This is a genomic window from Bacteroides sp. HF-4919 (assembly GCF_018860125.1).
In genome coordinates this window covers 64,414-91,263 of the sequence record NZ_JAHKNF010000010.1, presented here as the reverse complement: position 1 = coordinate 91,263, position 26,850 = coordinate 64,414, and the positions used below count along the sequence as shown (strand labels likewise).

Annotated in this window: 29 protein-coding genes, 2 tRNA genes and 1 pseudogene; 19 read left to right on the top strand and 13 right to left on the bottom strand. The window is 45.6% G+C overall.

Annotated elements, in window-relative coordinates; genetic code table 11:
- Positions 1 to 6: 6 nt before the first annotated feature.
- Positions 7 to 159: a hypothetical protein gene (locus tag KO473_RS17115; RefSeq protein ID WP_005820910.1), complete on the bottom strand. Its 153-nt coding sequence runs from the start codon at positions 157 to 159 to the stop codon at positions 7 to 9.
- Positions 160 to 438: 279 nt separating this feature from the next.
- On the bottom strand, positions 439 to 1,347 hold the full coding sequence (gene rlmF / locus KO473_RS17110; protein WP_122130712.1) for a 23S rRNA (adenine(1618)-N(6))-methyltransferase RlmF: 909 nt from the start codon (positions 1,345 to 1,347) through the stop codon (positions 439 to 441).
- A gap of 91 nt (positions 1,348 to 1,438) precedes the next feature.
- Here rlmF and KO473_RS17105 point away from each other — a divergent pair, with 91 nt between their 5' ends.
- Positions 1,439 to 1,711: a DUF1294 domain-containing protein gene (locus tag KO473_RS17105; RefSeq protein WP_032537503.1), complete on the top strand. Its 273-nt coding sequence runs from the start codon at positions 1,439 to 1,441 to the stop codon at positions 1,709 to 1,711.
- A 196-nt stretch (positions 1,712 to 1,907) separates the two neighbouring features.
- On the opposite strand, the gene KO473_RS17100 is transcribed toward KO473_RS17105, so the two are convergent.
- Positions 1,908 to 2,795 carry a DUF3276 family protein gene (locus tag KO473_RS17100; RefSeq protein WP_234060313.1) on the bottom strand — a complete coding sequence of 296 codons (888 nt, stop codon included), beginning with the start codon at positions 2,793 to 2,795 and terminating at the stop codon, positions 1,908 to 1,910.
- A gap of 238 nt (positions 2,796 to 3,033) precedes the next feature.
- On the opposite strand from KO473_RS17100, the gene KO473_RS17095 reads away from it, so the two are divergent.
- Positions 3,034 to 3,426, top strand: a complete 393-nt coding sequence (locus KO473_RS17095; RefSeq protein WP_005780108.1) for a (deoxy)nucleoside triphosphate pyrophosphohydrolase — start codon at positions 3,034 to 3,036, stop codon at positions 3,424 to 3,426.
- 24 nt (positions 3,427 to 3,450) lie between these two features.
- On the opposite strand, the gene KO473_RS17090 is transcribed toward KO473_RS17095, so the two are convergent.
- From KO473_RS17090 to KO473_RS17070, 5 genes and pseudogenes are all read right to left on the bottom strand, one after another.
- On the bottom strand, positions 3,451 to 3,936 hold the full coding sequence (locus tag KO473_RS17090; RefSeq protein WP_005820907.1) for a DUF2867 domain-containing protein: 486 nt from the start codon (positions 3,934 to 3,936) through the stop codon (positions 3,451 to 3,453).
- Between the two features lie 78 nt (positions 3,937 to 4,014).
- Positions 4,015 to 4,745, bottom strand: a pseudogene (locus KO473_RS17085) (alpha/beta hydrolase).
- Between the two features lie 29 nt (positions 4,746 to 4,774).
- On the bottom strand, positions 4,775 to 5,368 hold the full coding sequence (locus KO473_RS17080) for a type 1 glutamine amidotransferase family protein (RefSeq protein WP_005780102.1): 594 nt from the start codon (positions 5,366 to 5,368) through the stop codon (positions 4,775 to 4,777).
- Between the two features lie 42 nt (positions 5,369 to 5,410).
- Positions 5,411 to 6,250 (bottom strand): endonuclease VIII, encoded by an 840-nt coding sequence (locus KO473_RS17075; RefSeq protein ID WP_122130713.1) that lies wholly within the window; start codon positions 6,248 to 6,250, stop codon positions 5,411 to 5,413.
- 348 nt (positions 6,251 to 6,598) lie between these two features.
- Complete coding sequence (locus KO473_RS17070) at positions 6,599 to 7,546, bottom strand: GyrI-like domain-containing protein (RefSeq protein WP_032541704.1); 948 nt, start codon at positions 7,544 to 7,546, stop codon at positions 6,599 to 6,601.
- A 149-nt stretch (positions 7,547 to 7,695) separates the two neighbouring features.
- Between KO473_RS17070 and KO473_RS17065 the strand changes: the two genes are divergently transcribed.
- The 5 genes from KO473_RS17065 to KO473_RS17045 all read left to right on the top strand — a co-directional run bounded on the left by KO473_RS17065 (position 7,696) and on the right by KO473_RS17045 (position 13,390).
- Positions 7,696 to 8,502, top strand: a complete 807-nt coding sequence (locus KO473_RS17065; RefSeq protein ID WP_122130714.1) for a helix-turn-helix domain-containing protein — start codon at positions 7,696 to 7,698, stop codon at positions 8,500 to 8,502.
- A gap of 105 nt (positions 8,503 to 8,607) precedes the next feature.
- Positions 8,608 to 8,973, top strand: coding sequence for a VOC family protein (locus tag KO473_RS17060; RefSeq protein WP_005780096.1), 366 nt, complete (start codon positions 8,608 to 8,610; stop codon positions 8,971 to 8,973).
- A 42-nt stretch (positions 8,974 to 9,015) separates the two neighbouring features.
- Positions 9,016 to 9,837 (top strand): helix-turn-helix domain-containing protein, encoded by an 822-nt coding sequence (locus KO473_RS17055; protein ID WP_005807288.1) that lies wholly within the window; start codon positions 9,016 to 9,018, stop codon positions 9,835 to 9,837.
- Positions 9,838 to 10,046: 209 nt separating this feature from the next.
- A complete protein-coding gene (locus KO473_RS17050) occupies positions 10,047 to 10,454 on the top strand; it encodes a pyridoxamine 5'-phosphate oxidase family protein (RefSeq protein WP_005780089.1) in 408 nt (135 codons plus the stop codon).
- A gap of 860 nt (positions 10,455 to 11,314) precedes the next feature.
- Positions 11,315 to 13,390 (top strand): DUF262 and DUF1524 domain-containing protein, encoded by a 2,076-nt coding sequence (locus tag KO473_RS17045; RefSeq protein ID WP_005807282.1) that lies wholly within the window; start codon positions 11,315 to 11,317, stop codon positions 13,388 to 13,390.
- A 244-nt stretch (positions 13,391 to 13,634) separates the two neighbouring features.
- Here KO473_RS17045 and KO473_RS17040 read toward each other — a convergent pair.
- Positions 13,635 to 13,708, bottom strand: a tRNA-Asp gene (locus KO473_RS17040).
- Positions 13,709 to 13,738: 30 nt separating this feature from the next.
- A tRNA-Asp gene (locus KO473_RS17035) sits at positions 13,739 to 13,812 on the bottom strand.
- 349 nt (positions 13,813 to 14,161) lie between these two features.
- Between KO473_RS17035 and hisH the strand changes: the two genes are divergently transcribed.
- The 8 genes from hisH to KO473_RS16995 all read left to right on the top strand — a co-directional run bounded on the left by hisH (position 14,162) and on the right by KO473_RS16995 (position 21,061).
- Complete coding sequence (gene hisH, locus KO473_RS17030) at positions 14,162 to 14,752, top strand: imidazole glycerol phosphate synthase subunit HisH (RefSeq protein WP_005780065.1); 591 nt, start codon at positions 14,162 to 14,164, stop codon at positions 14,750 to 14,752.
- A 39-nt stretch (positions 14,753 to 14,791) separates the two neighbouring features.
- Positions 14,792 to 15,511, top strand: coding sequence for a 1-(5-phosphoribosyl)-5-[(5-phosphoribosylamino)methylideneamino]imidazole-4-carboxamide isomerase (gene hisA, locus KO473_RS17025; RefSeq protein WP_122130717.1), 720 nt, complete (start codon positions 14,792 to 14,794; stop codon positions 15,509 to 15,511).
- Between the two features lie 118 nt (positions 15,512 to 15,629).
- A complete protein-coding gene (hisF, locus tag KO473_RS17020) occupies positions 15,630 to 16,382 on the top strand; it encodes an imidazole glycerol phosphate synthase subunit HisF (RefSeq protein WP_005780061.1) in 753 nt (250 codons plus the stop codon).
- Positions 16,383 to 16,559: 177 nt separating this feature from the next.
- Complete coding sequence (gene hisIE / locus KO473_RS17015) at positions 16,560 to 17,171, top strand: bifunctional phosphoribosyl-AMP cyclohydrolase/phosphoribosyl-ATP diphosphatase HisIE (protein WP_005780060.1); 612 nt, start codon at positions 16,560 to 16,562, stop codon at positions 17,169 to 17,171.
- Entirely contained in the window at positions 17,156 to 17,854 is a 699-nt protein-coding gene (locus tag KO473_RS17010; RefSeq protein WP_005780058.1) for a cell division ATP-binding protein FtsE, read from the top strand. Before hisIE ends, KO473_RS17010 begins: the two co-directional genes overlap by 16 nt.
- Positions 17,855 to 17,885: 31 nt before the next feature.
- Positions 17,886 to 19,205 (top strand): aspartate kinase, encoded by a 1,320-nt coding sequence (locus KO473_RS17005; RefSeq protein WP_005780056.1) that lies wholly within the window; start codon positions 17,886 to 17,888, stop codon positions 19,203 to 19,205.
- 142 nt (positions 19,206 to 19,347) lie between these two features.
- Entirely contained in the window at positions 19,348 to 20,511 is a 1,164-nt protein-coding gene (gene lysA / locus KO473_RS17000) for a diaminopimelate decarboxylase (RefSeq protein WP_005780054.1), read from the top strand.
- A 70-nt stretch (positions 20,512 to 20,581) separates the two neighbouring features.
- Positions 20,582 to 21,061, top strand: coding sequence for a ferritin (locus KO473_RS16995; protein WP_005807003.1), 480 nt, complete (start codon positions 20,582 to 20,584; stop codon positions 21,059 to 21,061).
- A 250-nt stretch (positions 21,062 to 21,311) separates the two neighbouring features.
- Here the strand turns inward: KO473_RS16995 and KO473_RS16990 are convergent, their stop codons facing one another.
- From KO473_RS16990 to KO473_RS16980, 3 genes are all read right to left on the bottom strand, one after another.
- Entirely contained in the window at positions 21,312 to 21,932 is a 621-nt protein-coding gene (locus tag KO473_RS16990) for a hypothetical protein (RefSeq protein ID WP_005780050.1), read from the bottom strand.
- Between the two features lie 95 nt (positions 21,933 to 22,027).
- Positions 22,028 to 22,354, bottom strand: coding sequence for a hypothetical protein (locus tag KO473_RS16985; RefSeq protein ID WP_122130718.1), 327 nt, complete (start codon positions 22,352 to 22,354; stop codon positions 22,028 to 22,030).
- A gap of 86 nt (positions 22,355 to 22,440) precedes the next feature.
- Positions 22,441 to 22,752, bottom strand: coding sequence for a DUF4248 domain-containing protein (locus KO473_RS16980; protein WP_122130719.1), 312 nt, complete (start codon positions 22,750 to 22,752; stop codon positions 22,441 to 22,443).
- Positions 22,753 to 22,964: 212 nt separating this feature from the next.
- On the opposite strand from KO473_RS16980, the gene KO473_RS16975 reads away from it, so the two are divergent.
- The 4 genes from KO473_RS16975 to KO473_RS16960 all read left to right on the top strand — a co-directional run bounded on the left by KO473_RS16975 (position 22,965) and on the right by KO473_RS16960 (position 26,824).
- Positions 22,965 to 23,909, top strand: coding sequence for a site-specific integrase (locus KO473_RS16975; protein ID WP_005807001.1), 945 nt, complete (start codon positions 22,965 to 22,967; stop codon positions 23,907 to 23,909).
- Positions 23,910 to 24,269: 360 nt separating this feature from the next.
- A complete protein-coding gene (locus KO473_RS16970; RefSeq protein ID WP_005806999.1) occupies positions 24,270 to 24,662 on the top strand; it encodes a hypothetical protein in 393 nt (130 codons plus the stop codon).
- Positions 24,663 to 24,686: 24 nt separating this feature from the next.
- The gene (locus KO473_RS16965; protein ID WP_122130720.1) at positions 24,687 to 25,832 is read left to right on the top strand and encodes a DUF3575 domain-containing protein; all 1,146 of its coding nucleotides are present in this window, start codon (positions 24,687 to 24,689) and stop codon (positions 25,830 to 25,832) included.
- Between the two features lie 35 nt (positions 25,833 to 25,867).
- On the top strand, positions 25,868 to 26,824 hold the full coding sequence (locus tag KO473_RS16960; RefSeq protein ID WP_122130721.1) for a fimbrillin family protein: 957 nt from the start codon (positions 25,868 to 25,870) through the stop codon (positions 26,822 to 26,824).
- Positions 26,825 to 26,850 lie beyond the last annotated feature (26 nt).

The following is a 26,850-nucleotide window of genomic DNA, read 5'->3' as shown; positions in this document are numbered from 1 at the left end:
CCTCACTCACATCTGCAAAAGTCGTTGGCTCCGCAAGTACATCGCGGGAGCAACTGCTCCTTCAGAATATATTTTCATACCTTTTCCAAGCGAGGAAAGAAGAGCCTGTGCGATCCGGCTGCGGCAACTGTCAGCATTGCTAAGGATTAATATGTTCATAATGATGTATCGTTTTCCTATTAACAGTGTTAATTCGGAATGAATGATTCTGATTGTTTGCAAACAAAGGACTTCTTTTTCACAGTTAAAGGACAAGTCTTTTGTTTGTAGAAAACAAGTTTTAATACAGTGTTAAAACACGTTTTCCGGAATTTGTTTGTTTGGAGTGATAAACTGTTTAACCTCAATGATATCTCTGCATTGCGGATGATCTTTTATTAAGGCCGCCTCCTTGAAAGATTTGAGTAGATACTTGCTAATTTAGTAACTATATCTTTCTCAGAATCTCCATGTCAAAATCCGGCTGGTTTTACTACCTTGGTGCATCTCAATAATCCTATGTTCAGATATACCGACTGATTTGAGTTTGGCGGTCAGTTTACCCAGGTTCTTTTCTTTCGATACCAGACTGGTGAACCATCCGCAATTCTTTCGGTAGTTCCGGCTCTCTTCGATCATGGTCAGCAGAAAACGAAGTTCTCCACCTTCGCACCAGAGTTCGTTGGCATTGCCTCCGAAGTTGAGCCGGGCTTTGGTTATTTTTCTCCCCTTTAGGCTACTGAGTTTACGCAGCGTCCCGTTTTCAGCTTCTTCTCTGGAACTGTGGAAAGGAGGATTACAGATGGTTACATCGAAGTATTCATCCGGAGCAATGATCCCTTCAAATATCTTTTGGCTATCCCGTTGCAGCCGGAGTTCTATTTTATGGGCCAGTGCCGGATTGCAAGTTACAATCTTTCGTGCATTATCAATGGAGATAGGATCAATATCGGAACCGACGAAAGTCCATCCATATTCTGTTTGTCCGATAATGGGGTAGATACAGTTGGCACCTACACCGATATCAAGACACCTGCATGGGTGAGTGGCTTTTGTAGCTGCTTCTGTCTGTATCGGGTTTTCGGGTTGAATCAAATCCGCTATGTAATGGATATAGTCCGCTCTTCCCGGAATGGGCGGACACAGGTAATTCTTAGGAATATCCCAGTATCGTATGCCGTAACAGCTTATCAACAAGGCTTTGTTGAGTGCCTTCACCGCCTGCGGATTAAAGAAATCGATACTTGTCGTCCCGTATGCGTTCGGTGCGACGAACTTCTTCAACGGGGGATACTCTTCCATCAGTCTTGAAAAATCGTACTGTCCGTTATGCTTGTTCCTTTTATGTAATTCGTTTCTCTCTGCCATGCGGGCAAAGATACAGAGAATCTTTCGGCCGACAAATCGGGCTTGATTAAAAATGCGTATCTTTGCCGGCGAATTAAAAAAGAGCCAACCGTTGAAGTTACTTTTCTTATATCTGATAATCGTGAATACCGTTTCTTTTGTTATGTACGGTATTGATAAACGGAACGCATCCCGAAAACGATGGCGTACTCCCGAAGTCCACCTGCTGGGAATAGCCGTAGCGGGAGGGTCGTTAGGTGCATGGGCAGGGATGTATACGTTTCGGCATAAGACACGGCATCTTAAATTTAAATATGGTATACCGGTAATTGGGGTATTGCAGGTGGGGATGGAGATATATTATTTCTTGTCAGAATTCATATAGGGACGAATGTCTTTTAAGAGTGATTCTAAATACATTTGCAATGTCCTTTACTGTGTTTTTCCACTCGATTCTCTTCTATGCCTTTGGAATTGCTGACTACTTTTTCTATCATTTTTTTACAGTGTCACATTTGTAAAACCCTTTTCTCTCTACCCGTATTTAATAAGAGATGTCGTTTTAAAACCAGATAATATCATTATCTTAATTTAATTCCCAGTTTTTGTAATCTGGAACGTATCGCTCCGTCATTCCGTTCGAATATCTCTGTCAGTTCGTTAATGGTTTTGCCTTCCGCATACAACCGGAGAAGATAATCATCTGCACTCTTTTCCCATGGCAAATAGGCGTTGCCATACTCTTCTCTTTTGAAACTAAGAGTCTGTTTTTGCTTTATAGGGTTCAATCCCCAATATTCAATAGCTCGGTCTAATTCTTGTTTGAACTGGAGTATTTCATCCTTGTTGATGAAAATCGTTTCTCTGTGGAAACCCTTATTTCCTTGATGTTTACTTTGGGTAATTTTTAGATATTCTTGTCCGCTTAAGTCCTGTTTAATATCTAAAAAGAGTTCTCCTCCTTTTGTGGATGTCCTATAGGTTATAACATCACTGTCTGCCGCTCTCTCCATAAGGGTAGGTTCTGTCGGCAGGTAATTCGAATTGTGTAAAAATGTAATGTTTGTTTTTCCGCTAATTTGTCTGTCGATATTTCCTTCTGGTTTACAATAACCGATTATAACATGGTCCGCAAATGAAAGTATTATTTCATTCCGGTCATAGGCAGATTGATGATTGATTCTGTGTACCTGGCTATTACAGGCAGTTACTATCAATAGCCTCTTCTCTTTGAGTGCCAACTTAATATGATTACTCCATTCTTCTTTCATGCTTTCAGCTAGTACCAGAATGACTGGTATTTTCTTCTCCAATAGTATATTAAAGACCTCTTGTTCCATTTTTGAATGATTTCCGCAAAGGATGCAATCTCTTTCCGGTAATAATTGATTTGCCCAGCGATAAATAGATGCTGTTTTATTTTCAGGTACTTGCCGGGAACATAAGAAAGCAATTTTCTTCTTCGACATGAGTGCACTGTTACCTGATTGGTAGAGTTGGGGAGTGGTGTTCATTTTATATGCTGATAATTGTTTTTCAATGTATTAATTGTTAATTGTCTTATCGTTATGGGACTTACATTCCGGTGATTAACAAAGGTAGGGAAAATATTTAAGATTAGTCTTTATTACTTTTAATTTCCTCCTTTCCCACATTCTTTTATTACTTTTGCATCCATTATCTTCGAAACCCAATACCGCAGTCATTATGAAAAGTATAGAAGTCGTAGCAGCCGTTATCAGATCTGGAGGAAAATATCTTTGTGTACAACGGGGACGGACTAAATTTTCATATACTTCTTTCAGGTACGAATTTCCGGGTGGAAAAGTGGAGAAAGGTGAATCTTTGCAGGAAGCACTTCAAAGAGAAATTATGGAAGAAATGGATTATACTATTGAAGTGGGAGAGAAGCTTTTGACAGTCCATCACATCTATCCTGATTTCGAAATTACGATGCACGCTTTTCTATGTCATCCTATCGGGGAGCAATATGTATTGAAAGAACATATTGCTGCACAGTGGCTCTCTCCTGGGGAGATGGTAACATTGGACTGGGCGGAAGCGGATAAACCGGTAGTAAAAAAGATTTCGGAACAATAAAAAAGTATGTTTAATTACTTGATATCAAGACGCTTCTCTCTCCAGAGATATAAGTTTATACCTTTTTTCTACTCTCTCCAATAATGATCGAATAATAACTTTATGGAAAGGACGAATCACGAAAAAGTAGAGTTTTCCCAAACGGTTGTGGTATTTGACTATCGTGGTGATTCGTAAAGTTTGGCTGTTGGCTTCGGAAACCTTACACCAAAGGGATACGTAGAAAGTCAAGTGTTTATCGGACATTCCAAAGATTATTTCGTGTTGATTTCTTTCACACTCCATATCCGTGATTCGTCTGTTTGTATTGAGTCCGAAAGGCTTGACTATACTATTTCTTACTTTTAGAAGCCGGATAATCCAGGAGGGTAGTTGGTTAAAAGCTATATCTGCAAACTCGTCAGTGGAGATTGCATTCTTATTATGCAACTCTTTTGAAAAAGAGTCATAATAATCTGCCGGAAGATAGTTCTCAATTAGGCTGTCTGGATTAGTTTCTTGTTGCTTCATAGATCTGATTTCTTATGATTATGGGTTTTATTGTATCATGGTACGTCATGGCGTATTATATAATATCATGAAAATTAATTAGTTATTTAAGAACATATATATGTGTCGGTTAATAAGATCGTGTTGTTCTGCCGATCCGTTTTCTCCCATGTTACTGTGTGTAACTCCATCCAGTCGCACAACTTCTATTCGAAATTTCTGTTGCTCCTCGCTGGTTGGGAGTACACCCGGATCAGCATCATAATCACATCCTCTCAACGTGTATATCCGTGGCTTTTGTGTTCTTGGGATTATCATTCTCCGGTGGTCCATTGAGATAGCTTTCATTATCAGTTCCGGATGATTTGTTGCGGTGAGCATGGTTATATCACCTCCGTTTGAATGACCTATCACACAAAGTTTCTCCCATTGCAGGTTCGGTTTTAGCTTCTTAAACTCCCGGATTGTAAAGAGAATATTTTCTTCTCCTCTTTTCCAGTTAGGCATACGGGTTTCCATAAAATTTCCTTCCATAGCCAAAAGAGGATCATCGGACAATTCATGTTGGATACTTATCACATAATATCCTTTTTCTGCCAAAAAACGAGTCAGATATGAATAACTCTGGTTCGATTTATCGTTCTTGTTTCCGTCATATCCATGGTTGAATATAATGACTCCGGTCCTGGGCTTTCTTTTTTTGGCCGGTAAACAGCTACCGGCACTATCCGGTTACGTCTTGAATCAAGCAGGCTGGTTGTGAATTCTGTTTGTGCGTACACTTCTGCCAATGAGAGTAAAAGAAGCAGTATGGTGAATCCTTTTTTCATGTTGTCCCGTATGCTTGATGAACATGTTGCTATCTCACAAGTCCATTCTTACTGAAATCATAAAATGCTTCGATCTTTTCCTCCGTATCGGCTTTCAATGCTAATAGCAACTCACGGGTGAATTCCAGATAACCGGTACCGTTTGCCGTAACTATGTTCTTATCACCGACAGCTTGCTTTTCCAGGTAACCATCTTCGTTGGTATATCGTTCTCCGCCCCACTGTTTGAGCACGGCAAGGGTGTTTCCGGTATGCTTAACATTGTTTAGGAAGCCATGGGCGCACAGAAATGAAGCAGCGTTGCAGATACCGCCAATCACTTTCCCTTTTTCAAAAGCATTTTGCACGATGGGGAATACACGTTCTGCTTCAGGAGACTGCCATTGCATACCACCAATTAGGACCAAGGCAGCATAATCGGAAGGAAGGTTGTCGAAACTGTAGTCCGGCAGAGTACGGAAACCACCCAAAGAGCAGACTGGATCCAAAGTGGGGGCTACTGTTTTGACTACGTACTTGATTTCACTGCCCGGCATTAGTCCGGAATGAAAGGACGCTGCTACGAAAGCACTTTCCCAATCGGCATACTCGTTGAGAATGATAAATAATACTTCTTGTTTCATTGTTTTTTTTGTTTTTATAATTGAATAGTGACTGTGAGGGGCTTATTTCATTACCTGGCATCCCCTGCAATAATAAATGCTTCCTCCCAGATAGTTCTCTTTCACAATGGTTTCACCACATTTGGGGCACGCATGTCCCGCTGTATTTTTTGACAGGGAGGCTACATATTGCCCGGGAACTCCAAACAAATCAGTTTCGGTGCTTCGTCCGCCCAGGCGGTAGATATCTTGTAGTGTCTCTTTCACTTGTTCGTACATTTTCTCCTTTTCCTCTGCGCCCAGTTTGTCGATCTTTGTTTTTGGATGGATATGCGCATGGTACAGGATGTCTTGCAATACTCCGTTGCCCAGTCCGGGAATTGTCTGTTCCGTGGCCAGAAAAGCTTTTGCCGATTTCTTCTGTGCATCCGGCGCATTTACCAATCCAAGAAAGTACTCCTTGTCAAAGGCGTCCGACATCACTTGTGGCTTTGTTCTGGCCGTTTCGTAATAGGCGACCAATGGTGCGTCAAAATGCCCTCGGGTAAAGCACAACAGTGCTCCGTACATCCGTACAGATGCTAACAGGCAACTTTCGTCATCGAATGCCACCAGCAGTTGATGTTTGGTGGGTAACTTCGCTCCCGGTTCGAAATAACGAAGATTGACCCCGTCTGTCAAAACCAACATCGTGTCTCCAGCCGTTAGTTCGACCATTCCGCCTTGTGGGCAGGCTTTGTCAATGGTCTTGCCAACCAGGCGTTCGGCACACTCTTCCGGTTTACCATAAAACCAGGCAAATTTATGTGGTGTATATTGGGCGAATACATCCGTGATTCGTTTGCCGCATACGGTTTTGTTCAGTTGCTCGCACAGCAGGCGAGCTTCGGGAGCTTCTATCATGGGCGAAAGGATTAAAAGGTTTATAGATGCACAAAGATACGATTTTTTTAAAAAAAAGAGAATATAATAGGAAAATAAGGCAGCGTTACTTATAACGCTGTAAGTCGAAACATGCTAATTCCCTTGCTTTCATCTAATATTATTAAGTAGTTAATCAGGATTAGCTGAATCTATTAGAAGTATAATTTATTGGTCTTTAATATTATACTCAAATTGATATTGATAACTAAATATGCATTGGTACTTAATATATTAATATTTAAACAAGGGAATTATCCTTAAAAAGGCTTCAATCTATAAGATTCTTAAATTCTACTTTAAGGTAGTCTTCCATACCTTTCTTTTGATCTATAATGGTTTTACCGGTATGCAGATGTCAACAATGTGTTTCTTTTGCGGATGGGTGGTGTAGTCGTTGTGGTACAATTCATACGCACATCCATCTCCTTGCTGGTAGCCGCTTTCGGTGAACCAATGGCACATGGTGTTCCATGCCTTCTGAAACTCGTCCATTCCAAGTTCGAAATGCCCGACTGCATACTGACCGCCCGGAATCGTCATCTTACCGATTTCGCCTTCTACCTTCACCTCTTTGTCGACAATGATGCAGGCACTTTGCCTGATTTTGTCTTCATCGGTGATCGAAGGATCGTCGTGTGTGACGGTAGCGGTTTTAGTAACATTAGGCGTGTACAATCCCCTGGGTGTTGCCCATTGTCCCAATTTTGCGTAAGCCTGGCCAATCAGGTGGAACGGGCCGATGTGGCGGCAATAGATCGCTTTCATTTCCGGCATTTCTTTTACTTCTACAATTGATTCCATAAAATATAGTTGTTTTAGTTTTACACCGCAAAGGTCGAAATTTGCCACTGCACTGTGTGTCATATTCTTGCGGATCGCTTGCCCGTTCTTGCTAAATAGGTTTCCTTCGAATACATAGACCGGCTTATCCGTTCGGCTGAACTGGGTAGGGGTGATGCCGAAATACTTTTTGAAGGTCCGGCAGAACAGGGATGTACTGCCGAAACCGCAGCTGTAAGCAATCTCGGTGATGGACGGGAAGGGATCTTTCTGTAATTTCCATGCTGCCTTCTCCACCCTGAGACGCTGGATGTAGTCGGTCGGTGTTTCACCTATCAGAAAGGTAAATATCCGGTGGAAATGAAAGGGTGAAAAGTTGGCAACGGCAGCGATGTCTTTCAGTTCGATCGGTTGCTCCAGGTTCCGGTCGATGAAATCCATCACCCTATTAATCCTGGAATGATATTCTATCCTGCTTCTTTCTTGTATATTCATGCCTGTTTGTTTTGGTGGACAAAAGTACGTTCTAAATATCAGCTGCGTTTGTCCATTCTTGCTTTTCTTTGTCTCTTTTTTCCTATCCCTTCTTTTTCCCGTACCTTATCTTTGCCGTGATGATCTAAAAAACAATATATTTGTAGTCTATGCAATCATTCAGAATCATAAAACCTGCTGCGGCACTTGTCCCTTATGTCCGGCATTACTGGGTATTGAGCGACGATGCGCTTGCGCCGGTATCCGAACGGACGCTGCCCGTGGGGTGCGTCCAGATGGTCTTTCACCGGGGGCGGCAACTGCTTTCGCTGACCGAAGGCCGGTTGCAACCCTCTTCTTTCATCAGCGGGCAGGCGTTCGGCTATTCCGATGTCGAGTCTACGGGGATGCTGGAGATGATCGTAGTCGTTTTTCAGCCCTTTGCCGCAAAAGCTTTCCTTCACATGCCTGTTAGCGAGTTTCGTGGGATGAATGTAAATACCGAAGAGACGGACGATCCTCAGCTGGTTGATCTGGGCAGGCGGGTAGCCGATATGCCGGATCAGGCGGCGTGCATCCGCCTGATAGAAAAGTTTCTGTTAAGCCGTCTCTACGCTTTTTCCGAATACAACTTGAAGCGGGTTTCGACCGCTTTGGAGGCGGTAACCCTCCATCCGTACATCCGTACGGCACAACTGGCGGACGTAGCCTGCCTGAGCAATAAGCAGTTTGGGCGGGTGTTTGCGGAGTACGTAGGCGCTACTCCCAAGGAGTTTCTGCGCATTGTGCGGATGCAGCGGGCGTTGTACACCTTGCAATGCCAGCCGGGCATTTCGTTTGCGCAACTGGCCTGCGAATGTGGTTTCTTCGACCAATCGCACATGATTAAGGAGTTCAAACTCTTCTCGGGATATACTCCGGCGGAATACTTAGCTGTTTGCGCTCCTTATTCCGATTATTTTTCCGTGGAGGAATGATGTCTGTTTTTTACTATCCGGGGCGGGTGCTTTGCCCTACTTTTGCGGTGTGCTTGGGAGACGTGACTTCCGGCATACAGTATTCACCTTATTAATAGAAAGAAAATGGAAAAGTTTATTGCGTTTTTTGAGATTCCGGCGGCAGATTTCCACCGGGCGGTAGGATTTTATGAAACAGTGTTGGACATCAAATTGGCGGTCTCGGAGTATGAAGAGGAGAAGATGGCCTGCTTCATGGAGCAGGGCGAAGCGGTGGGAGCGGTGTCGTGGGCACCCGATTTCCTGCCTTCGGAGCGAGGAACATTGATTCACTTCTATTGCGAAGAGATCGGCAAGTCGCTGGAACGTGTCCTGCAGAAAGGCGGGAAAGTCATTATCCCCGAGACGAAGATCGACGCTGAAGGCAGGGGACATTTCGCTGTTTTTGCCGATAGCGAAGGAAACCATATCGGTTTGTATTCGGATAAATAGCAGGTGTGAGTGATTCTCACTATATTTGCCCGAAATTGAAGTATGTATAGAGAATATCAACCTTGTGGACTGCTGGCTCCTTACGTCGATAAAATCTGGGAGTTCAAAGGAAGTCCTGAGTATGGGATGCGTATCAACGTCCTGCCGGATGGGTGTACCGATTTGATTTTCGCTTTGGGCGGGATAACACAACCGGTAGGCAACGAAGGGCGGATCATGCCGTCTTGCCGTTCGTTTTTCGTGGGACCGATGAAACGCTATTCGGAGTTGGTCACGTATACCGAAACGGTTCACATGGTTGGTATTCGTTTTCATCCTTGCGGATTATTCCGATTCATGGACCTGCCCGTGCAGGAATTGGCTGGTCAGCGGATCGGCAGTGCCGACTTGGGAATCAAGCTGTTCGATGATTCGTTTACAGAGCGACTCTACGAGCTTCCGGATTTGCGGAGCAGGATTCAGTGTATTGAGACAGTATTGGTGCGGTCGATGTACAAGCACGATGTAGTGGACAAACAGATTGTTTTTGCGGTAAACCACATTCATTTGTACCACGGTCAGCGGGAGATCCGTTTGCTGGCAGAAGATGCCTGTTTGTGTCAACGGCATCTGGAACGGCGGTTCAAGCTGTTTACCGGATTTACCCCTAAAGAATACAGCCGGATTGTGAAGTTCAGGCAGGCGATCGATCTGCTGAAAAGTACGACGGAGGCAAATAACCTGCTCTCGGTAGCGGTGAATGCCGGATATTACGATGTTTCGCACTTCCTGAAAGAGGTTAAGACACTGTCCGGCGGTACGGCAGAATCATTCCTTTCTCCGACCTTACCGCAAGAGGGGCTGCTGACGTATATTGAGAAATAAAATATCGGTTGGGTGATAAAGGAAATCTCCTTTAGAAAAGCGTTTCGGATTTAGTTTCGGGTACAGGCATTGTATCGCGAGCGTAAAATAAACTATGTCTGTAAGAAATTTAGTCTGCTTCTTATTCTGTAAAAGTCGTTTTTTTACAACGCCGGGGTAGGTGGGCAAGCTTATATTTGCAGGGATTATCAATCTAAATATCATATACAATGAAATCATTAAACGAAAGAGCAGCAGATTTGCTGCAAGGTTGTGAAACGGTAATACTCAGTTCAGTCAATCAAGAGGGATATCCCCGCCCTGTCCCTTTGAGCAAGATTGCTTCGGAAGGTATTTCTGAGATTTGGATGGCAACCGGAGAACATTCTGTGAAAACGAAAGATTTCCGGAGCAACCCGAAAGCGGGTCTTTGTTTCTACGAACAAGGGAATAGCGTTGCCCTGACGGGTGAAGTGGAGGTAGTGACAGATGCCGGACTCAAACAGAAGTATTGGCAAGACTGGTTTATCGCCCATTTTCCAAAGGGACCGACTGATCCGGAATACGTTTTACTGAAGTTCCGTTCTGAGCATGCCACGTTCTGGATCGACGGACAATTCGTCCATCGGAACATTTAACCCGTTACTCTGTATTCTGCTTCTTTTATGGTAAATCTTTTAGCTTCTGAGAGGTAGGTACAAAAAAACGGTACTTCGATTCACATCGCAGCACCGTCACAACACAAACACAAAATAAAACACGACAAAACTACTATGCAATCTTACCTGTCTATGCCGGGGAGGCATACGGTGCGACTATTATGGATATTCCCATAGGCATAAAGCGCTTCAGGCCGATTTGCATAATTATAAACGCAGAAGAAATCATTTTGTTCAGGAGTGAGCAAAAAAAAATGTATTTTTTTCGAGTTATATGTATTTTCCCAAGTCTATGGCCGGCTCTCAATAGGCTATAACCGTGTATCGGGCACATTCAATAGAATCGCGTAGTTTGTTCGGTTCACATGGATATCTTTTAATAAAGTGATGGAATATGTTTCAACCGTATTTCCCTGTGTTTCCTCTTTTTGCCTGATGACAAAAGATGCATCCTTAGTTTTACTGACCAGTACTAACAAATATCGGTAATAGAATATTCTGAGTTAAGAATCAATCGATTGGATGATTTTCTTCTCAGAGTATCTATCAATATTGTCTACGAACAAGAAGATTCTCAAGTCCTTCGTGCACTTGTCCCGTGTTTTAATCAGAGTTTTAAGTTCCTTTTTAAATTTTGTAGTTTTATCATGGAAACTGACTCCCTTGTTCAATTGTGGACAATCATTAAGCTCTGTCTCTATTATGTTCAATCAAAGGTAGTGAGAAATATTATTGGTCAATGAACGGACAAAAACAGGAAACTATTGATAATTTTCCTATTTTATTCTCTTATAATCGGGAAAAAGAATACTTTTGTTATTGTAAAATAAGCATAATCTATGAAAGCATCTTCCAATAATCTTTTAAGCATCATAAAGGGACCACGACAGTTTGTAATTCCTATTTATCAGCGGACATACAGTTGGCAACTGGTTCAATGCAATCAATTGTTGAATGATATTTTGCGTATTAGCAACGACTCTGCCGTCCAGGGACATTTTATCGGTTCTATCGTTTATTTTCAGGAGAGTATACATACAGTGTCCGATGTGCCTAAACTTCTGGTTATTGATGGACAGCAGCGCTTGACCACCGTCTCTTTGCTGATAGCGGCTATTGCCGATTTTATAAAAGAGAATGCAGTAGAGATAGATACCAGCTTCACTAAACTTCAGAACTATTATCTGATTAACCCGGAAGAAGATAATGAATTGCGGTATAAACTTCTGCTGACCCGCAGAGATAAAGATACCTATATAAATTTATTGAAGGGGATTCCTCAGTCCGAGGGGATGTCACAACGCATCATTGAAAACTATGACTTCTTTAAAAGTAAGATAAACAAGGAGAATGTGGTAGCTATTTATAGCGGGGTACAGCGACTGTTTGTTGTGGATGTGGCTCTTGAAAAGGAGAAGGACAACCCACAATTGATATTTGAAAGTATGAACAGTACGGGACTTGATTTATCACAAGCCGACTTGATTCGCAATTACGTGCTGATGGGACAAGAAGTTCACTTGCAGACCTCACTTTATGAATCTTATTGGTATCCTATGGAACAAGGATATGGTAGTGAATATGCGGCGCTGTTTAATAGCTTCATGCGCGATTACTTATCAGTGAAGACAGGCACCATTCCTCGTATCGATATGGTGTACGATGCTTTCAAGGCCTATGTGATAGGGGGTAAAGCTCCCGATACGATCAGCGAAGTAGTCAAAGACATTTATACTTATTCCGGATATTACGTCAACATGGTGCTTCACAAAGAGCCGGATAAGCAGCTTTGCGGGGCTTTCAAACGCATCAGCCAGTTGAGGGTTGACGTTAGTTACCCGTTTTTATTACCGTTGTACAACGATTATGTCAACGAAGTTATCAGTAGGGACGAGTTCTACGAAGCTCTTTGTCTGGTTGAGAATTATGTGTTCAGACGCGCCATTTGCGGCATACCGACAAATAGCCTGAATAAGACGTTCGCTACTCTCTATAAGTCATTCGATAAAGCGAATTATATGGATGGCCTGAAAGCTGCATTCCTATTGCTGGATAGTTATAAGCGCTTTCCGAACGATACGGAGTTCACTACTTTCCTACAAACCAAAGATGTTTATAATTTCCGTAACAGGAACTACCTTTTAAATCGGTTGGAAAATTTTCAGCGTAAGGAGATGGTGAATATTTCTGATTATACCATCGAGCATGTTATGCCCCAAAATCCTAATCTATCACACGAGTGGCAAGAAATGTTAGGGGAAGGTTGGGTAGAAGTCCAGGGTAAATATTTACACACACTTGGTAATCTGACTCTGACTGGTTATAATTCGGAATTGAGTGATCGTCCGTTCCAAGAAAAGAAGAGTATGGAGGGAGGTTTCGACGATTCTCCTATTCGCCTCAATTCATATCTGAGGAAAATCAGTTCGTGGAACGAAGAGCAGATACTTGTGCGTGCGGGGCAATTGGCTGAGAAAGCTAAAGAAATATGGAGATTTCCGTTATTATCGCCGGAGACACTCGAAGTTTATAGATCTGCGGAGAGAGATTCTGCAGAGTATACGTTAGAGCACTATGAATATCTGAAGGGGGACATACTTACTCTGTTTCAGGCCTTGCGCAGAAGGATCATGAATATAGATCCTTCCGTAAAGGAGGAACTCAAGAAGTTGTATATTGCCTTTAAGGCTTATACTAATTTTGTGGATGTCGTGCCTCAGAAATCCCGGTTGCGCCTTTCTCTAAATGTAGCATTTGCAGATATACTTGATCCAAAAGGTTTGTGCAAAGATGTATCCAACTTGGGACGATGGGGCAATGGCGATGTAGAAGTCGGTATTTCGAATATGAATGAATTGGATGATATCATGGAGTTGATTCAACAAGCGTTTGATAAGCAAATGGAAGCGAACTGATTGTTTTTGTGCGTGATGTAGTCTGCTATGAATAACTTTTGTTCGGCATGTATTTAAATATGTTGGGCAAAAGTTATTTTTTAATTTCCGGATAGGTGGTTTGCTTTTGTATTAGTCGTGTCGGTTTTTGAATGCAATAAGGAAGGCTTTGTTGCTTTTAATTCTGTATTTTGATGGATATACTAAAAATCCTCTGTTTTATCAAAGAAAACAGAGGATTATATAAAATTATTATTAATATCTGCGGTGCGTACGGGACTCGAACCCGTGACCCCATGCGTGACAGGCATGTATTCTAACCAACTGAACTAACGCACCAATTTTATTTTTTTATTAAGATTTGAGATGCGGTGCGTACGGGACTCGAACCCGTGACCCCATGCGTGACAGGCATGTATTCTAACCAACTGAACTAACGCACCAGTATTTCATTTCTTAATCGCTATCTCTCTCGATTGCGGTTGCAAAGGTAGGCATTTTTCCGAAACCTGCAATAGCTGAACGAAAAGTTTTTTGAAAAAAATGAAGCGATTTTGGCTTAGTTCCTCATTTTTAAGCCATTTAGTTTGAAAAAAAAGTGTGAAAAAATAATAGTGTAATTGGTCCCCTGTTTTCCTTCTGTTTTCCCTTTCGGATAATACTTATTCGTTTTATATGCCGAAAATCTTTCTATCTGTTATAAATCTATCTTTTAATTCAAACTTCTTGCTCCGATTTTTCGTGGTTTTGCAATAATTCGTTATTTTTGCGGACTAAATGTAGTACATTAAAATGAAAGTAGCAGTTATCAAATATAATGCAGGTAACATCCGTTCTGTGGACTATGCATTGAAACGCCTGGGAGTGGAAGCGGTGATTACCTCTGACAAAGAGGTGTTGAAAGCCGCTGATAAAGTGATCTTTCCCGGGGTGGGGGAGGCTGAGACTACTATGCTTCATCTCAAAGAGAGTGGTATGGACCGTTTCATTAAAGAACTCCGCCAGCCGGTATTGGGCATTTGTCTGGGCATGCAGCTGATGTGTCGTTTCTCCGAAGAGGGGAACGTCGGTTGCCTTGGGATTTTCGATACCGACGTAAAACGTTTTGTGCCCCGGAAACACGAGGATAAGGTACCCCACATGGGATGGAATACCATCGGTCAGTTGAAGAGTGACTTGTTCAAAGGATTCACCCGTGATGAATTTGTTTATTTCGTACATAGTTATTATGTACCCGTCAGTGAGTTTACGGCTGCCGAGACCGATTATATCCACCCTTTCAGTGCCGCTTTGCATAAAGATAACTTCTATGCCACCCAGTTTCATCCCGAAAAAAGTGGGGTGGCGGGTGAGAGAATTATAAAGAATTTCCTGGAGCTCTGATTCCCCCGGAAGTTTAAACCGTTAATTGAGAACAGACAGATGATAGAATTAATTCCGGCCATTGATATTATCGACGGGAAGTGTGTACGCCTTTCCCAGGGAGATTATGATAGCAAAAAGGTATATAATGAAAACCCGGTGGAGGTTGCCAAGGAGTTTGAGGCCAACGGCATCCGGCGTCTGCACGTTGTGGATCTGGATGGTGCTGCTTCACATCATGTGGTCAACTACCGGACACTCGACCTGATAGCCAGCCGCACTTCGCTGATTATCGATTTCGGCGGTGGGCTGAAGAGCGACGAAGACCTGATAATCGCTTTTGAGAACGGGGCGCAGATGGTGACCGGCGGCAGTATAGCCGTCAGGAACCCTGATGTGTTTTGTCGTTGGATAGACCGTTACGGTAGTGAAAAAATCATTCTGGGCGCCGATGTCAAAGATCATAAGATAGCTGTCAACGGTTGGAAGGACGAAAGTGACTGTGAACTTTTCCCTTTTCTAAAAGATTATACGAAAAAGGGCGTTGAAAAGGTGATCTGTACCGATATCAGTTGTGACGGTATGCTGGCCGGACCTTCCCTCGAACTATATAAGGAAATACTGACAGAGCATCCCACCCTTTACCTGATAGCCAGTGGTGGAGTGAGCAGTGTGGCCGACATTGAAGCGTTGCATGAAGCCGGGGTGCCTGCCGTCATTTTCGGCAAGGCTCTTTACGAGGGTCGTATCACTCTTCAAGAGCTTCAGGCATTTATTTAACCACAGGGTAATGCGGAGTTTTACAGAGTTCTGTTTTTTTTAATCGTTGCACTCTTTGGAGTTCTGTGTAATTTTGTGGTCAACCATTAATCAAACGTAAAATCGTAAATATAGAATCGTGTTAGCAAAAAGAATTATACCTTGTCTCGATATCAAAGACGGGCAGACCGTGAAAGGGACGAATTTCGTAAACCTGCGCCAAGCCGGCGATCCGGTAGAATTGGGGCGTGCCTATAGCGAGCAGGGAGCCGACGAACTGGTGTTTCTTGATATTACCGCCAGTCATGAAGGGCGTAAGACCTTTGCCGAACTGGTCCGGCGGATTGCTGCCAATATCAGTATTCCTTTTACTGTTGGGGGAGGGATCAACGAATTGAGTGATGTAGACCGCCTGCTCAATGCCGGTGCCGACAAAATTTCCATTAACTCTTCCGCCATTCGCAATCCGCAGCTGATAGACGATATTGCCAAACATTTCGGGTCACAGGTATGTGTGCTTGCGGTAGATGCCAAGCAGACTGAGAACGGGTGGAAATGTTATCTCAACGGCGGGCGTATTGAGACTGACAAAGAACTGATGACGTGGACCAAAGAAGCTCAGGAGCGCGGAGCCGGTGAAGTGCTGTTTACCAGTATGAACCACGATGGAGTGAAGACCGGATACGCCAATGAAGCCCTGGCGGAGCTGGCTTCCCAACTCTCCATACCCGTTATCGCATCGGGCGGAGCAGGCCGGATGGAGCACTTCCGCGATGCTTTTACACTTGGTAAAGCAGATGCCGCACTGGCAGCCAGTGTTTTTCACTTCGGAGAAATTAAAATTCCCGAATTAAAATCGTATCTTTGCGGCCAGGGAATTACCGTCAGGTAGAAAGCGTAAGTAAATCTTAGCCTGAAGATAAAAGACGATATAGAAATGAATTAAATAAGAGTTCACCACAGATTACACAGATTAACACAGAACTTTTAATCGTAGATAATCAAAGAGATCAAAGATTAATCAGTGAAAATCCGTGTAATCTGTGGTGAACCCGAAAACATAAGAACCATGGATTTAGATTTTGATAAAATGAACGGACTCGTTCCGGCTATCATACAAGACAACGACACCCGCAAGGTGCTGATGCTTGGCTTCATGAACAAGGAGGCTTACGAGAAAACTGTTGAAACCGGGAAAGTAACCTTTTTCAGCCGTACCAAGAACCGTTTGTGGACAAAAGGCGAAGAGAGCGGTAACTTCCTGAATGTCGTGTCTATCAAAGAAGATTGTGACAAAGACACTCTGCTGATTCAGGTAAATCCGGTCGGTCCGGTATGTCATACCGGAACTGATACTTGTTGGGGAGAGAAGAACGAAGAACCTGTCATGTTCCTCAAGTTGCTGCAGGATTTCATTGACAGACGTCACGAAGAGATGCCCGAGAAGTCCTATACCACCAGCCTGTTCGAGTCCGGTATCAACAAGATTGCCCAGAAGGTAGGTGAAGAGGCGGTAGAAACCGTGATCGAAGCCACCAACGGCACAGACGACCGTCTGATCTACGAAGGTTCCGATCTGATCTATCACCTGATTGTATTGTTGACTTCCAAAGGATACCGCATCGAAGATCTGGCACGCGAATTGCAGATAAGACATAGCGACTCATGGACGAAACACTGATTCACTATACCGACGTAGAGATACATCAGCAGGAACTCTGTGTGCTGAGCGATGTCAATCTGCAACTGCACAAAGGTGAGTTCGTTTACCTGGTGGGTAAAGTAGGCTCCGGCAAGACCAGTCTGCTCAAGACCTTCTATGGTGAGCTTGATGTGGCTTCCGGCGAAGCCGAAGTGCTTGGTTACCGGATGACATCCATCAAACGCAAGCACATTCCGCAGTTGCGGCGCAAGCTGGGCATTGTCTTTCAGGATTTTCAACTCCTCACCGACCGTACAGTGAACGACAACCTTGAATTCGTGCTTCGCGCTACCGGGTGGAAGAATAAACAAGAGATCAGGGAGCGCATCGCTGAGGTGCTCAACCTTGTCGGGATGGAGAATAAGGGCTATAAACTGCCTAATGAACTTTCGGGTGGCGAGCAGCAACGCATCGTGATAGCGCGTGCCGTGCTCAACTCGCCGGAGATTATCTTAGCGGACGAGCCTACCGGGAACCTCGATGTGGAGACTGGAAAGGCCATTGTCGAACTGCTGCACAACATCTGTCAGGCGGGATCATTGGTAGTGATGACCACCCATAATCTCCAGTTGGTTACCGAATATCCCGGACAGGTATACCGGTGTGCCGAACACCGCATTGTCAATGTGACGGACGAATTTGTGAAAAGAGAAAATAATTAATATACATACTAATTTTAACACAGTAACGAAAATGAAAGTTTTAAAGTTTGGAGGAACTTCCGTAGGCTCTGCACAGCGGATGAAGGAAGTGGCCAAATTGATTACCGATGGTGAAAGAAAGATTGTTGTCCTCTCGGCTATGTCGGGCACAACAAACACATTGGTGGAGATTTCCGACTATCTGTACAAGAAGAATCCGGAAGGTGCCAACGAGATTATCAATAAGCTGGAGGCTAAATATAAACAGCATGTTGACGAGCTTTACGCTACTGAGGAGTATAAACAGAAAGGGTTGGAGATCATAAAATCTCATTTCGACTATATCCGTTCGTACACCAAAGACCTTTTCACCCTGTTCGAAGAGAAAGTGGTGCTGGCACAGGGCGAGCTGATCTCTACCGCTATGGTCAACTACTACTTGCAGGAGTGTGGCGTGAAGTCCGTATTGCTTCCGGCTTTGGAGTATATGCGTACAGATAAGAATGCGGAACCCGATCCTATCTATATTAAAGATAAACTTCAGGCACAACTGGAACTCTATCCGGATGCTGAAATTTACATCACCCAAGGCTTTATCTGCCGCAATGCTTATGGCGAGATTGACAACTTGCAGCGTGGTGGAAGCGACTATACCGCCTCACTGATCGGTGCTGCTATTCATGCTTCCGAAATCCAGATCTGGACTGATATCGACGGTATGCATAACAACGACCCGCGCATTGTCGACAAAACGGCGCCGGTGCGCCAGCTGCATTTTGAAGAAGCTGCCGAGTTGGCCTACTTCGGTGCCAAGATTCTGCACCCCACCTGTATTCAGCCTGCCAAATATGCCAACATTCCGGTCCGCCTGCTGAACACCATGGACCCTCTTGCGCCGGGCACGCTGATCTCCAACGATACGGAAAAAGGTAAGATCAAAGCTGTAGCTGCCAAGGACAATATTACTGCTATCAAGATCAAGTCGAGCCGTATGCTGCTTGCTCACGGTTTCCTCCGCAAGGTGTTCGAGATCTTCGAGAGCTACCAGACTTCCATCGATATGATCTGTACGTCGGAGGTAGGAGTTTCCGTATCTGTCGACAATACCAAGCACCTCAACGAAATCCTGGACGACCTGAAGAAATACGGTACCGTTACAGTCGACAAAGACATGTGTATCATCTGCGTCGTAGGCGACCTGGAGTGGGAGAACGTAGGTTTCGAAGCCAAAGCACTCGATGCTATGCGCGACATTCCCGTGCGTATGATTTCGTTTGGCGGTAGCAACTATAACATCTCCTTCCTGATTCGTGAGTGCGACAAGAAGGTTGCTTTGCAGTCGCTCAGCGATATGCTGTTCAACGGCAAATAGAAATGAATTAGGTTCACCACAGATTGCACAGATTAACACAGAACTTTTAATCTCGAAATATCAACGAGATAAATTGTTAATCTGTGAAAATCCGTGTAATCTGTGGTGATTCCAACTTAAACCTCATTAGTCACTTTTCAACATGAAAACTGTATTCCCCATTCATAAATTCCGCGAGTTGCAGACCCCTTTTTATTATTATGATACAAAGGTGCTTCGCGACACGCTGGCGTGCGTCAACCGTGAGGTGGCACGTTACGACAACTTCAGTGTACACTATGCCGTCAAGGCCAATGCCAATTCCAAGGTACTGACCATCATCCGCGAAAGCGGACTGGGTGCCGACTGTGTCAGCGGAGGTGAAATCCGTGCTGCCATCAAAGCCGGTTTTCCTGCCGGGAAGATCGTCTTTGCCGGTGTAGGCAAAGCTGATTGGGAGATCAACCTGGGACTCGATTACGATATTTTCTGTTTCAACGTCGAGTCGGTTCCTGAATTGGAAGTCATCAACGAACTGGCCGCTGCCAAGGGCAAAGTAGCCAACGTTGCTTTCCGCATCAACCCCAATGTCGGTGCGCATACCCATGCCAATATCACTACCGGGCTGGCCGAAAACAAATTCGGCATCAGCATGCACGATATGGATAAGGTGATCGATGTGGCTTTGGGCATGAAGAACGTGAAGTTTATCGGCCTTCATTTCCACATCGGTTCGCAGATTCTCGATATGGGGGATTTCATTGCGCTTTGCAACCGTGTCAACGAGTTGCAGGATAAGCTCGAAGCCCGTCACATCCTCGTGGAACATATCAACGTAGGCGGCGGACTGGGCATTGATTACGATCACCCCAACCGTCAGGCCATTCCGGACTTTGCCGACTACTTCCGTACGTACGATGAACATCTGAAACTTCGTCCGCACCAGACTTTACATTTCGAACTGGGGCGTGCCATTACGGGACAATGCGGTTCGCTGATCTCCAAGGTGCTTTATGTCAAGCAAGGCACCAACAAGCAGTTTGCTATTCTCGATGCTGGTATGACCGACCTGATTCGTCCGGCACTCTATCAGGCCCATCACAAGATGGAGAACCTGACTTCCGAGGATACGACAGTCGAGACCTACGATGTGGTAGGTCCCATCTGTGAGTCGTCCGACGTTTTTGGCAAAGCCGTCGATCTGAATAAGGTGAAGCGTGGCGACTTGATTGCCCTTCGTTCCGCCGGTGCTTATGGCGAGATTATGGCTTCCGGCTATAACTGCCGTGAATTACCGAAGGGCTATACTTCGGAGGAATTAGTGTAATCTCCGAACAATCTATCTTTTAAAATTGTTATTTTTGTAGTGATTTTAATAACTTAAAATGAATACGATTATGATTTCAGAGAAATTACAGAATGCAATTAACGAACAGATTACAGCCGAGATGTGGTCTTCTAATCTGTATTTGTCTATGTCTTTCTATTTTGAAAGAGAAGGTTTTAGCGGTTTTGCACATTGGATGAAGAAGCAATCTCAAGAAGAGATGGGGCATGCTTATGCCATGGCCGAATATATTATTAAACGTGGCGGTACGGCCAAAGTAGATAAGGTAGATGTTGTTCCTACCGGTTGGGGTACTCCCCTCGAAGTGTTTGAACACGTCTTTGAGCACGAACGCCATGTATCGAAATTAGTGGATGCATTGGTCGACATGGCCGCAGCCGAAAAAGATAAAGCGACTCAGGATTTCCTTTGGGGATTCGTTCGCGAACAGGTAGAAGAAGAAGCTACTGCACAGGGCATTATCGATAAGATTAAGAGAGCCGGTGATTCCGGTATTTTCTTTATCGACTCTCAGCTCGGTCAGCGATAAGGTTGTTCACCACAGAGTACACGGAGTACACAGAGTTTTAATGTTTTTCACCACAGATTACACAGATTAACACAGATTGAGAAATAGATAAATCTGTGTTAATCCGTGTACTCTGTGGTGAGCGATTGATTTCTCTCATAGTTCCGGTTCTATTTTTCGGTGTTCCCCTTTTAAATTTAAATCTGTGTTAATCTGTGAAATCTGTGGTGAACCCTGATTCGTTTATATATAATGTACGCGCGCGTGTACCTTACATTTCATATTCATTCAGAAACGCTTTATCCGCCAGATACATCGCTGCTTGTTTGCAGAACCGTGTGTCATTCAAGTGACAATAGTATTCCTCCACGCTTTCGATGGCTGCCTGTCGTTCGGGTTCGCTCAGCTTTTTCCATTCGCGCCTTGCACGTCCGATGTTTACTTTGGCTGTTTGCGTCATCTCGTGATACTTTTCCCAGAAGAGGTGGAAACTCCGGTCCGACGAACTGTTTCCCGTTTCATACGCTTTCAGCTTCCCCGTCCATAAGTCGTAGTTGTTGACTCGTATCCGCATCATTCCGTTGGGAGAGGGTAGCCGCTCGATGATGCCTTCTTTGATCATTGCATTGAAGAAGTGCCGGGTTTGCGTGCGTTTCCAGCCCAGCAGGCTCGCCCAGTGGAGCAGGCTGTGGGGTGATTCTCCGCGGTGGCAGATGAAGTGCTGTCCGCACGAGTCGCACTCCGTATCCGAGTAGTTGACGTTCATCAATACCCGTATCAGGGCTTCGAATCGTCCCTCTGTTTGTCCGTGAGTGGCGAAATAGTTTTCTAACAGAGATTTTGGGATGACGATATAGCCTTTTTTCAGCATTTCGACAGTTGGTGTTTTCATGGCAGTTTTGTTTTTAATGGATTTCTAATCTGATTTCTCACCACAGAGTAACACAGAGTAACATAGAGAAAATATTTTTTCAAGTGTACCGGTTATCAAAAAGAAACAAAAACTCTGTGTCGCTCTGTGCTACTCTGTGGTGAACTCTCCGCAAAAGTACCCTCCCTTCGCCCTCTCTCCAAAAAACGGGTTCTGATTGGTTGGAACAAGTCACTCTCTGTTGCTTCCTGTTTGTTTTTCGGGGGGGATAGGCTGGGGAGGGTGGCTACAGAGGCTCCGTTTCTCTCCGGCAGAGCCTCTGTCGGCCTGTGACGGAGGCTCTGTTTGCCTGCGTTTGAGGCTCCGTTTCCTCCCCGTTTCGTCCTCCATAGGTGGGCCAGTGCCGGAGCCACCTTTTCTCTGTCTCTTATCGTTTGGTTCACAGATGTTTATGCGGTGTCTTGTCACCCTTCAAAAATATCAGGTGGGCCATATAATAAATACTAACAAAAAAAGATATATGAATATATCAGTCGAATTTCCGGTCACGATTGAGCAGAGTCTCCCTCAATTCCGGGTTTCGGGTGATCAATAATCCTGCTTCGTCCGGCATGCCCCAATGCCGGATGATGATACTGATTTGTCTGGGAGAAAGCATCAGGGTGTGCGGGTGGTATTCCGCTTCCGCCAGTTCCCGGGCAAGTCGGGGGTGCTTCTGTATTTCGCTGCGGAAGCGGCGGATTGCTGAACTGCTGGCCTGTAAGTCCGGAAAATAAGCGATGGCTACGGTGGATATCGGATGGAATCCTTCGAGTAGCCAGTTTGGGTGTTGATTGTTCATGTTTTTAAATCATTTAAATGTTTATAATTTCTGCCGAAAAGCAGTTAATTTACATTTTGGGGCGCAAAGATATATGAATTTTTTGAATAGTTCTTTTCCCCCGATCCCTCTGTTTATCGGGCATTTGGTCATTTGTCCTGATGTTTCATCGCGTGCGCCCGCAATGAACCGGAACGCGCGAGAGGTGTTATTTGTAATTAAATTGATAAAATATGAAAAAACAAAGTTTAACATTTTATTTGGCTTCTCTGGTCAAAAAGATGAAGTCGGGCGGGCGTTACGGCACTGCCCACGTGTACGATTGTGCCATGAAGTCGTTCTCCGCTTTTTGCGGAAATAAGGCTGTTCCGTTCGGTGTGCTCACGCCCGAATGTCTGAAACGGTACGAAAATCATTTGAGGGGAGCGGGTAAGAGGGAGAATACGGTTTCCACCTACCTCCGTATGCTCAAAGCCGCTTATCGCAGGGCAGTTCGCGAGAAGATAGTAGAGGACTATGACCCTATGCTGTTCAGCGACGTCGGCACCGGTACGCGTGCCGGTATCAAGCGTGCCATCGAACCCGATGTCATGAGCAGGATACTCAATGCCGACCTTTCCGCACTTCCCAAGTCGCTTCGTACGGCATGCGTACGCGCCAGCCTGATGTATCGTTTCCGTGGGATGTCTTTTGCCGACTATGCCTATCTGCCTGCCGAGGGCTTGCAGCCCAAGAAGCGGCTGACGTACAAGCGTAAGAAGACGGGGCGTGCGCTGACTGCCCTTGTTTCGGCGGAGACGCAGGCTCTGATCGATCTCGATGCAAACCCTCAGGAGGGATCGGACTATCTTTTCCCCATCCTAGGGACTTGCGAATGGGGGAGCGAGGCGGGATATAAAACGTATCAACGGGAACTCCGCAAGTTCAACCATCGCCTGGACAGGCTTTCCAAGGTGTTGGGGCTGGGTGTCCGCATCAGTTCGTATACCATCCGCCATACATGGGCAACAACCGCCTTCCGTCAAAAAGTACCGATAGGCTTGATTGCCAATGCTATGGGGCACTCGTCCGTTAAAGTGACGGAGACGTACCTGAAACCTTTTGAAGAGGAAGAGTTGAACCGTGTCAACGAAGGAATCATAAAGTACACTATGGGACAGATGAATGCTGCTGTGTAGTAGTATCTGTCTGATAATCAGCCGTTACTTTGTAGGTAACGGCACGAATATAATTGCACAAAAGTGAACAAAACAAAGCAAATATCCAAATAAAACCGTAAATAATTTCGTTTAAATCTCCAAATAATCTTCCATACTGTCTTTTTTACCTGCCTTTTTATCTTTTTATGAAGAAAAACCGCATGTGAGTGGCTTTCACATTTAAATGTTTAAATGCGATATTGACATTTTATGCCGGTTGCTAAACGTATAAATGTTTTTATTTCTGATGTTTAGAGAGTAAGACGCCCGCTGACACTTCGGTCTGTCATGTGCCGTTACCTACAAAGTAACGGCCATCACACAACAAAACAAGAAAATATGCTTACAGCAATTACTCAGGAAGCCATCAGGCTTTTGCGTTATATCTATTATCGGGACACATCCTGCGGCTGTCCTTACCATCCTGCTGACTGTATTTTTGAAGATGCTTCCGTACTTCTGCTTCAATTAGAAGGCGGAGGCTTGGTTCGTTGTGTCTGTCGGGAGGCTCCGGATAAGCCGGAGTCGTACGAACTCTGTAAGCCTTTGGAGTCCGTCAACCTTTTATCCCTTTTGCTGATACTGAACGAGGGTGTACACCCGGTTTCTCCCGACGTGGACGAACAGCGTGTCTACGGACGCTATGGGGTAGTCGCTTCCCGTATGGGTGTGGTCAACCAGATGATGCGCAGCATCTTCGGTGAGATTCATTTGACGGAATTGTGTTTGTAATTTGATTTTTAGAGATTGTCTGCCATGAACCGGATTTTACTTCTGCTCCTATATGTCTTTCTGCTTTCCGCCCCTGCCTTGGGACAAGAGGGCGGCGTTTGCCCTGCCCGGCGGTGCGATTCGCTGCATACATTCCGTTTTGTACAGGGGCGTGATGTGCTGTATGCCGACTATCGTGGCAACGACCACGAACTGAAACGGCTTTTTGCGGCAGTCACCGCTTTCCGTTCCTCCATCGTGGATGGAAAGATGCGCATCCACGTAGACGGTTACTGTACATCGGGGAGCAGTGTGCGCGATAATCTCCGGCTGGGTTATGTACGCAGCAGCCGTGTGAAATCCGAACTTATCACCCGCAAGGGGATGAAAGAAGCCTGGTTTGTGACACACAACCATGCCGTGCCGTGTCCCGACGAGGAGCGCGATGTGGTGGTGGTATGCCTGCGCGAACCGTTGGCGGCCGATACCCTGAGCCGTTCCCGCTATGCCGGGTATGCCTCCCGTTATCCGCTTTTGCCCGCACGGGCTCCTTCGTTGCCGGAGGGCGGAACGTGCCCGGTACCCGCTCTTCACGAACAGTCCCGCCCGCTCGCGGCGGAGCACGCATACCCTGCGCAGGTCGGGCCCTCGCGGGTCATCTTCTCCCTGAAAACCAATCTGTCCGACTGGGCGGGTCTGACGCCGGAGGGCCGTTTGGCGGCTTTCCGTCCCAACCTGGCTGCCGAACTGTGCTTTGCCCGTCGTTGGTCAGTGGTGGCTTCGGCGGCATATTCCGGTTGGAAAGGGGGGAAGGAGCACCGTTTCTGGGGTGTTTCGGGCATTAGCCTCGAACCCCGCCTGTGGCTTAGGGGAGACGGGCGTTACCGCCGGTTCTATCTGGGAGTTTACGGGCAACTGGGCGACTTCGATTATCAGCCTTCACCTTCGGGAGATGCGGGCGCTACAGGTGCCAGCCGCACGGGATGCTACTGGCATACCGGACTTTCTTTCGGTGTCTATCTGCCCCTGTCACGCCATTGGGGGATAGAAGCCGGGATACGTGGAGGCTATCGCAATGCCTCGGCGAAGGCTTACGACAACGAGCCGCCCCATGCATACTATCATCACGATGCCTCGTCCGTCCGTTGGGGGCTGACGGGGATCAACGTGGGCGTGGGATATAGGTTTTAATAATAGTGGTGAACTAAAACAAGAAGATTGGGAATATGATATTCAAGCCGAAATATATGATAAAAGTGGTCGCTCTTATTGGCTTCTGCTTCTGCTCCTGCACCGAGCGCACCCTTGAGCCGCGTCCCGAGGTAGAGCCTGTCCCCATCCGGCTTTACACAGGCATCCGCACCCGTGCGTTGGTCAGCACCTTTGGCGAAACTTCTGTGGGCATTGCCTATGGAAGCCGCACGGGAGAGTACGACGGTGCTTGGGACGGGGTGGCTACGGACAACGAAATCCGCCTCACCCCCGAACGCTATTATCCCGCTGACGGTTCGGCGCTCTTTCTGAGGGGATATTATCCCCCGGCTCCCCTGGAGGCGGACGGCAGCCTGACTTACCGGCTCACGGGCGAAGAAGACCTGATGCTGACCGGGGAACAGTCCGGTTCGCTGTCGTCACCTTTCGGTCCGGCGGAAGAACAATCGCTGATGTACCGCCATCTGCTGACCCGGCTCAGTTTTGCCCTCACCATCGAGGCGGAAAACACCGAAGGGTTTCGCATCCGTGAGCTCCACCTCAATGGCCTGGCGGGCGAGGTCAGCCTTTCGCTTGCTACGGAACTGCTTACCGCTGCGGATGAAACGGTTTCGGTGCCCATCTATACCGTTGAGGAAGGAGGGGACGGATTAGGGTTTACCGATGGCAAACTTTCTCTTCCGGGCTATGTATTGGTGCAACCTTCGGCTACGTTCACCCTCGACCTGACGCTGGCCGTGGACGATGACCGTACGCACGACCGGGTCTACCGGGAACTTCCCATCCGTTTCGAAGGAGGCGGGGCAGGCGAGGGAGGCATCTCGTATACGGTGAAGGTGGAGTTACCCTCACCTTCCGCACCCGATCCTGTAGAGATAAGCGCCGTGGCCACAGTAGGAGAGTGGCAGGCGGGGAAACCGGGAAGCGGCGAACTGGATGGAGGCAAGGTAAGCGGTGAATCCTTGAAATAACAACTATATTATTAACTATAAACTTA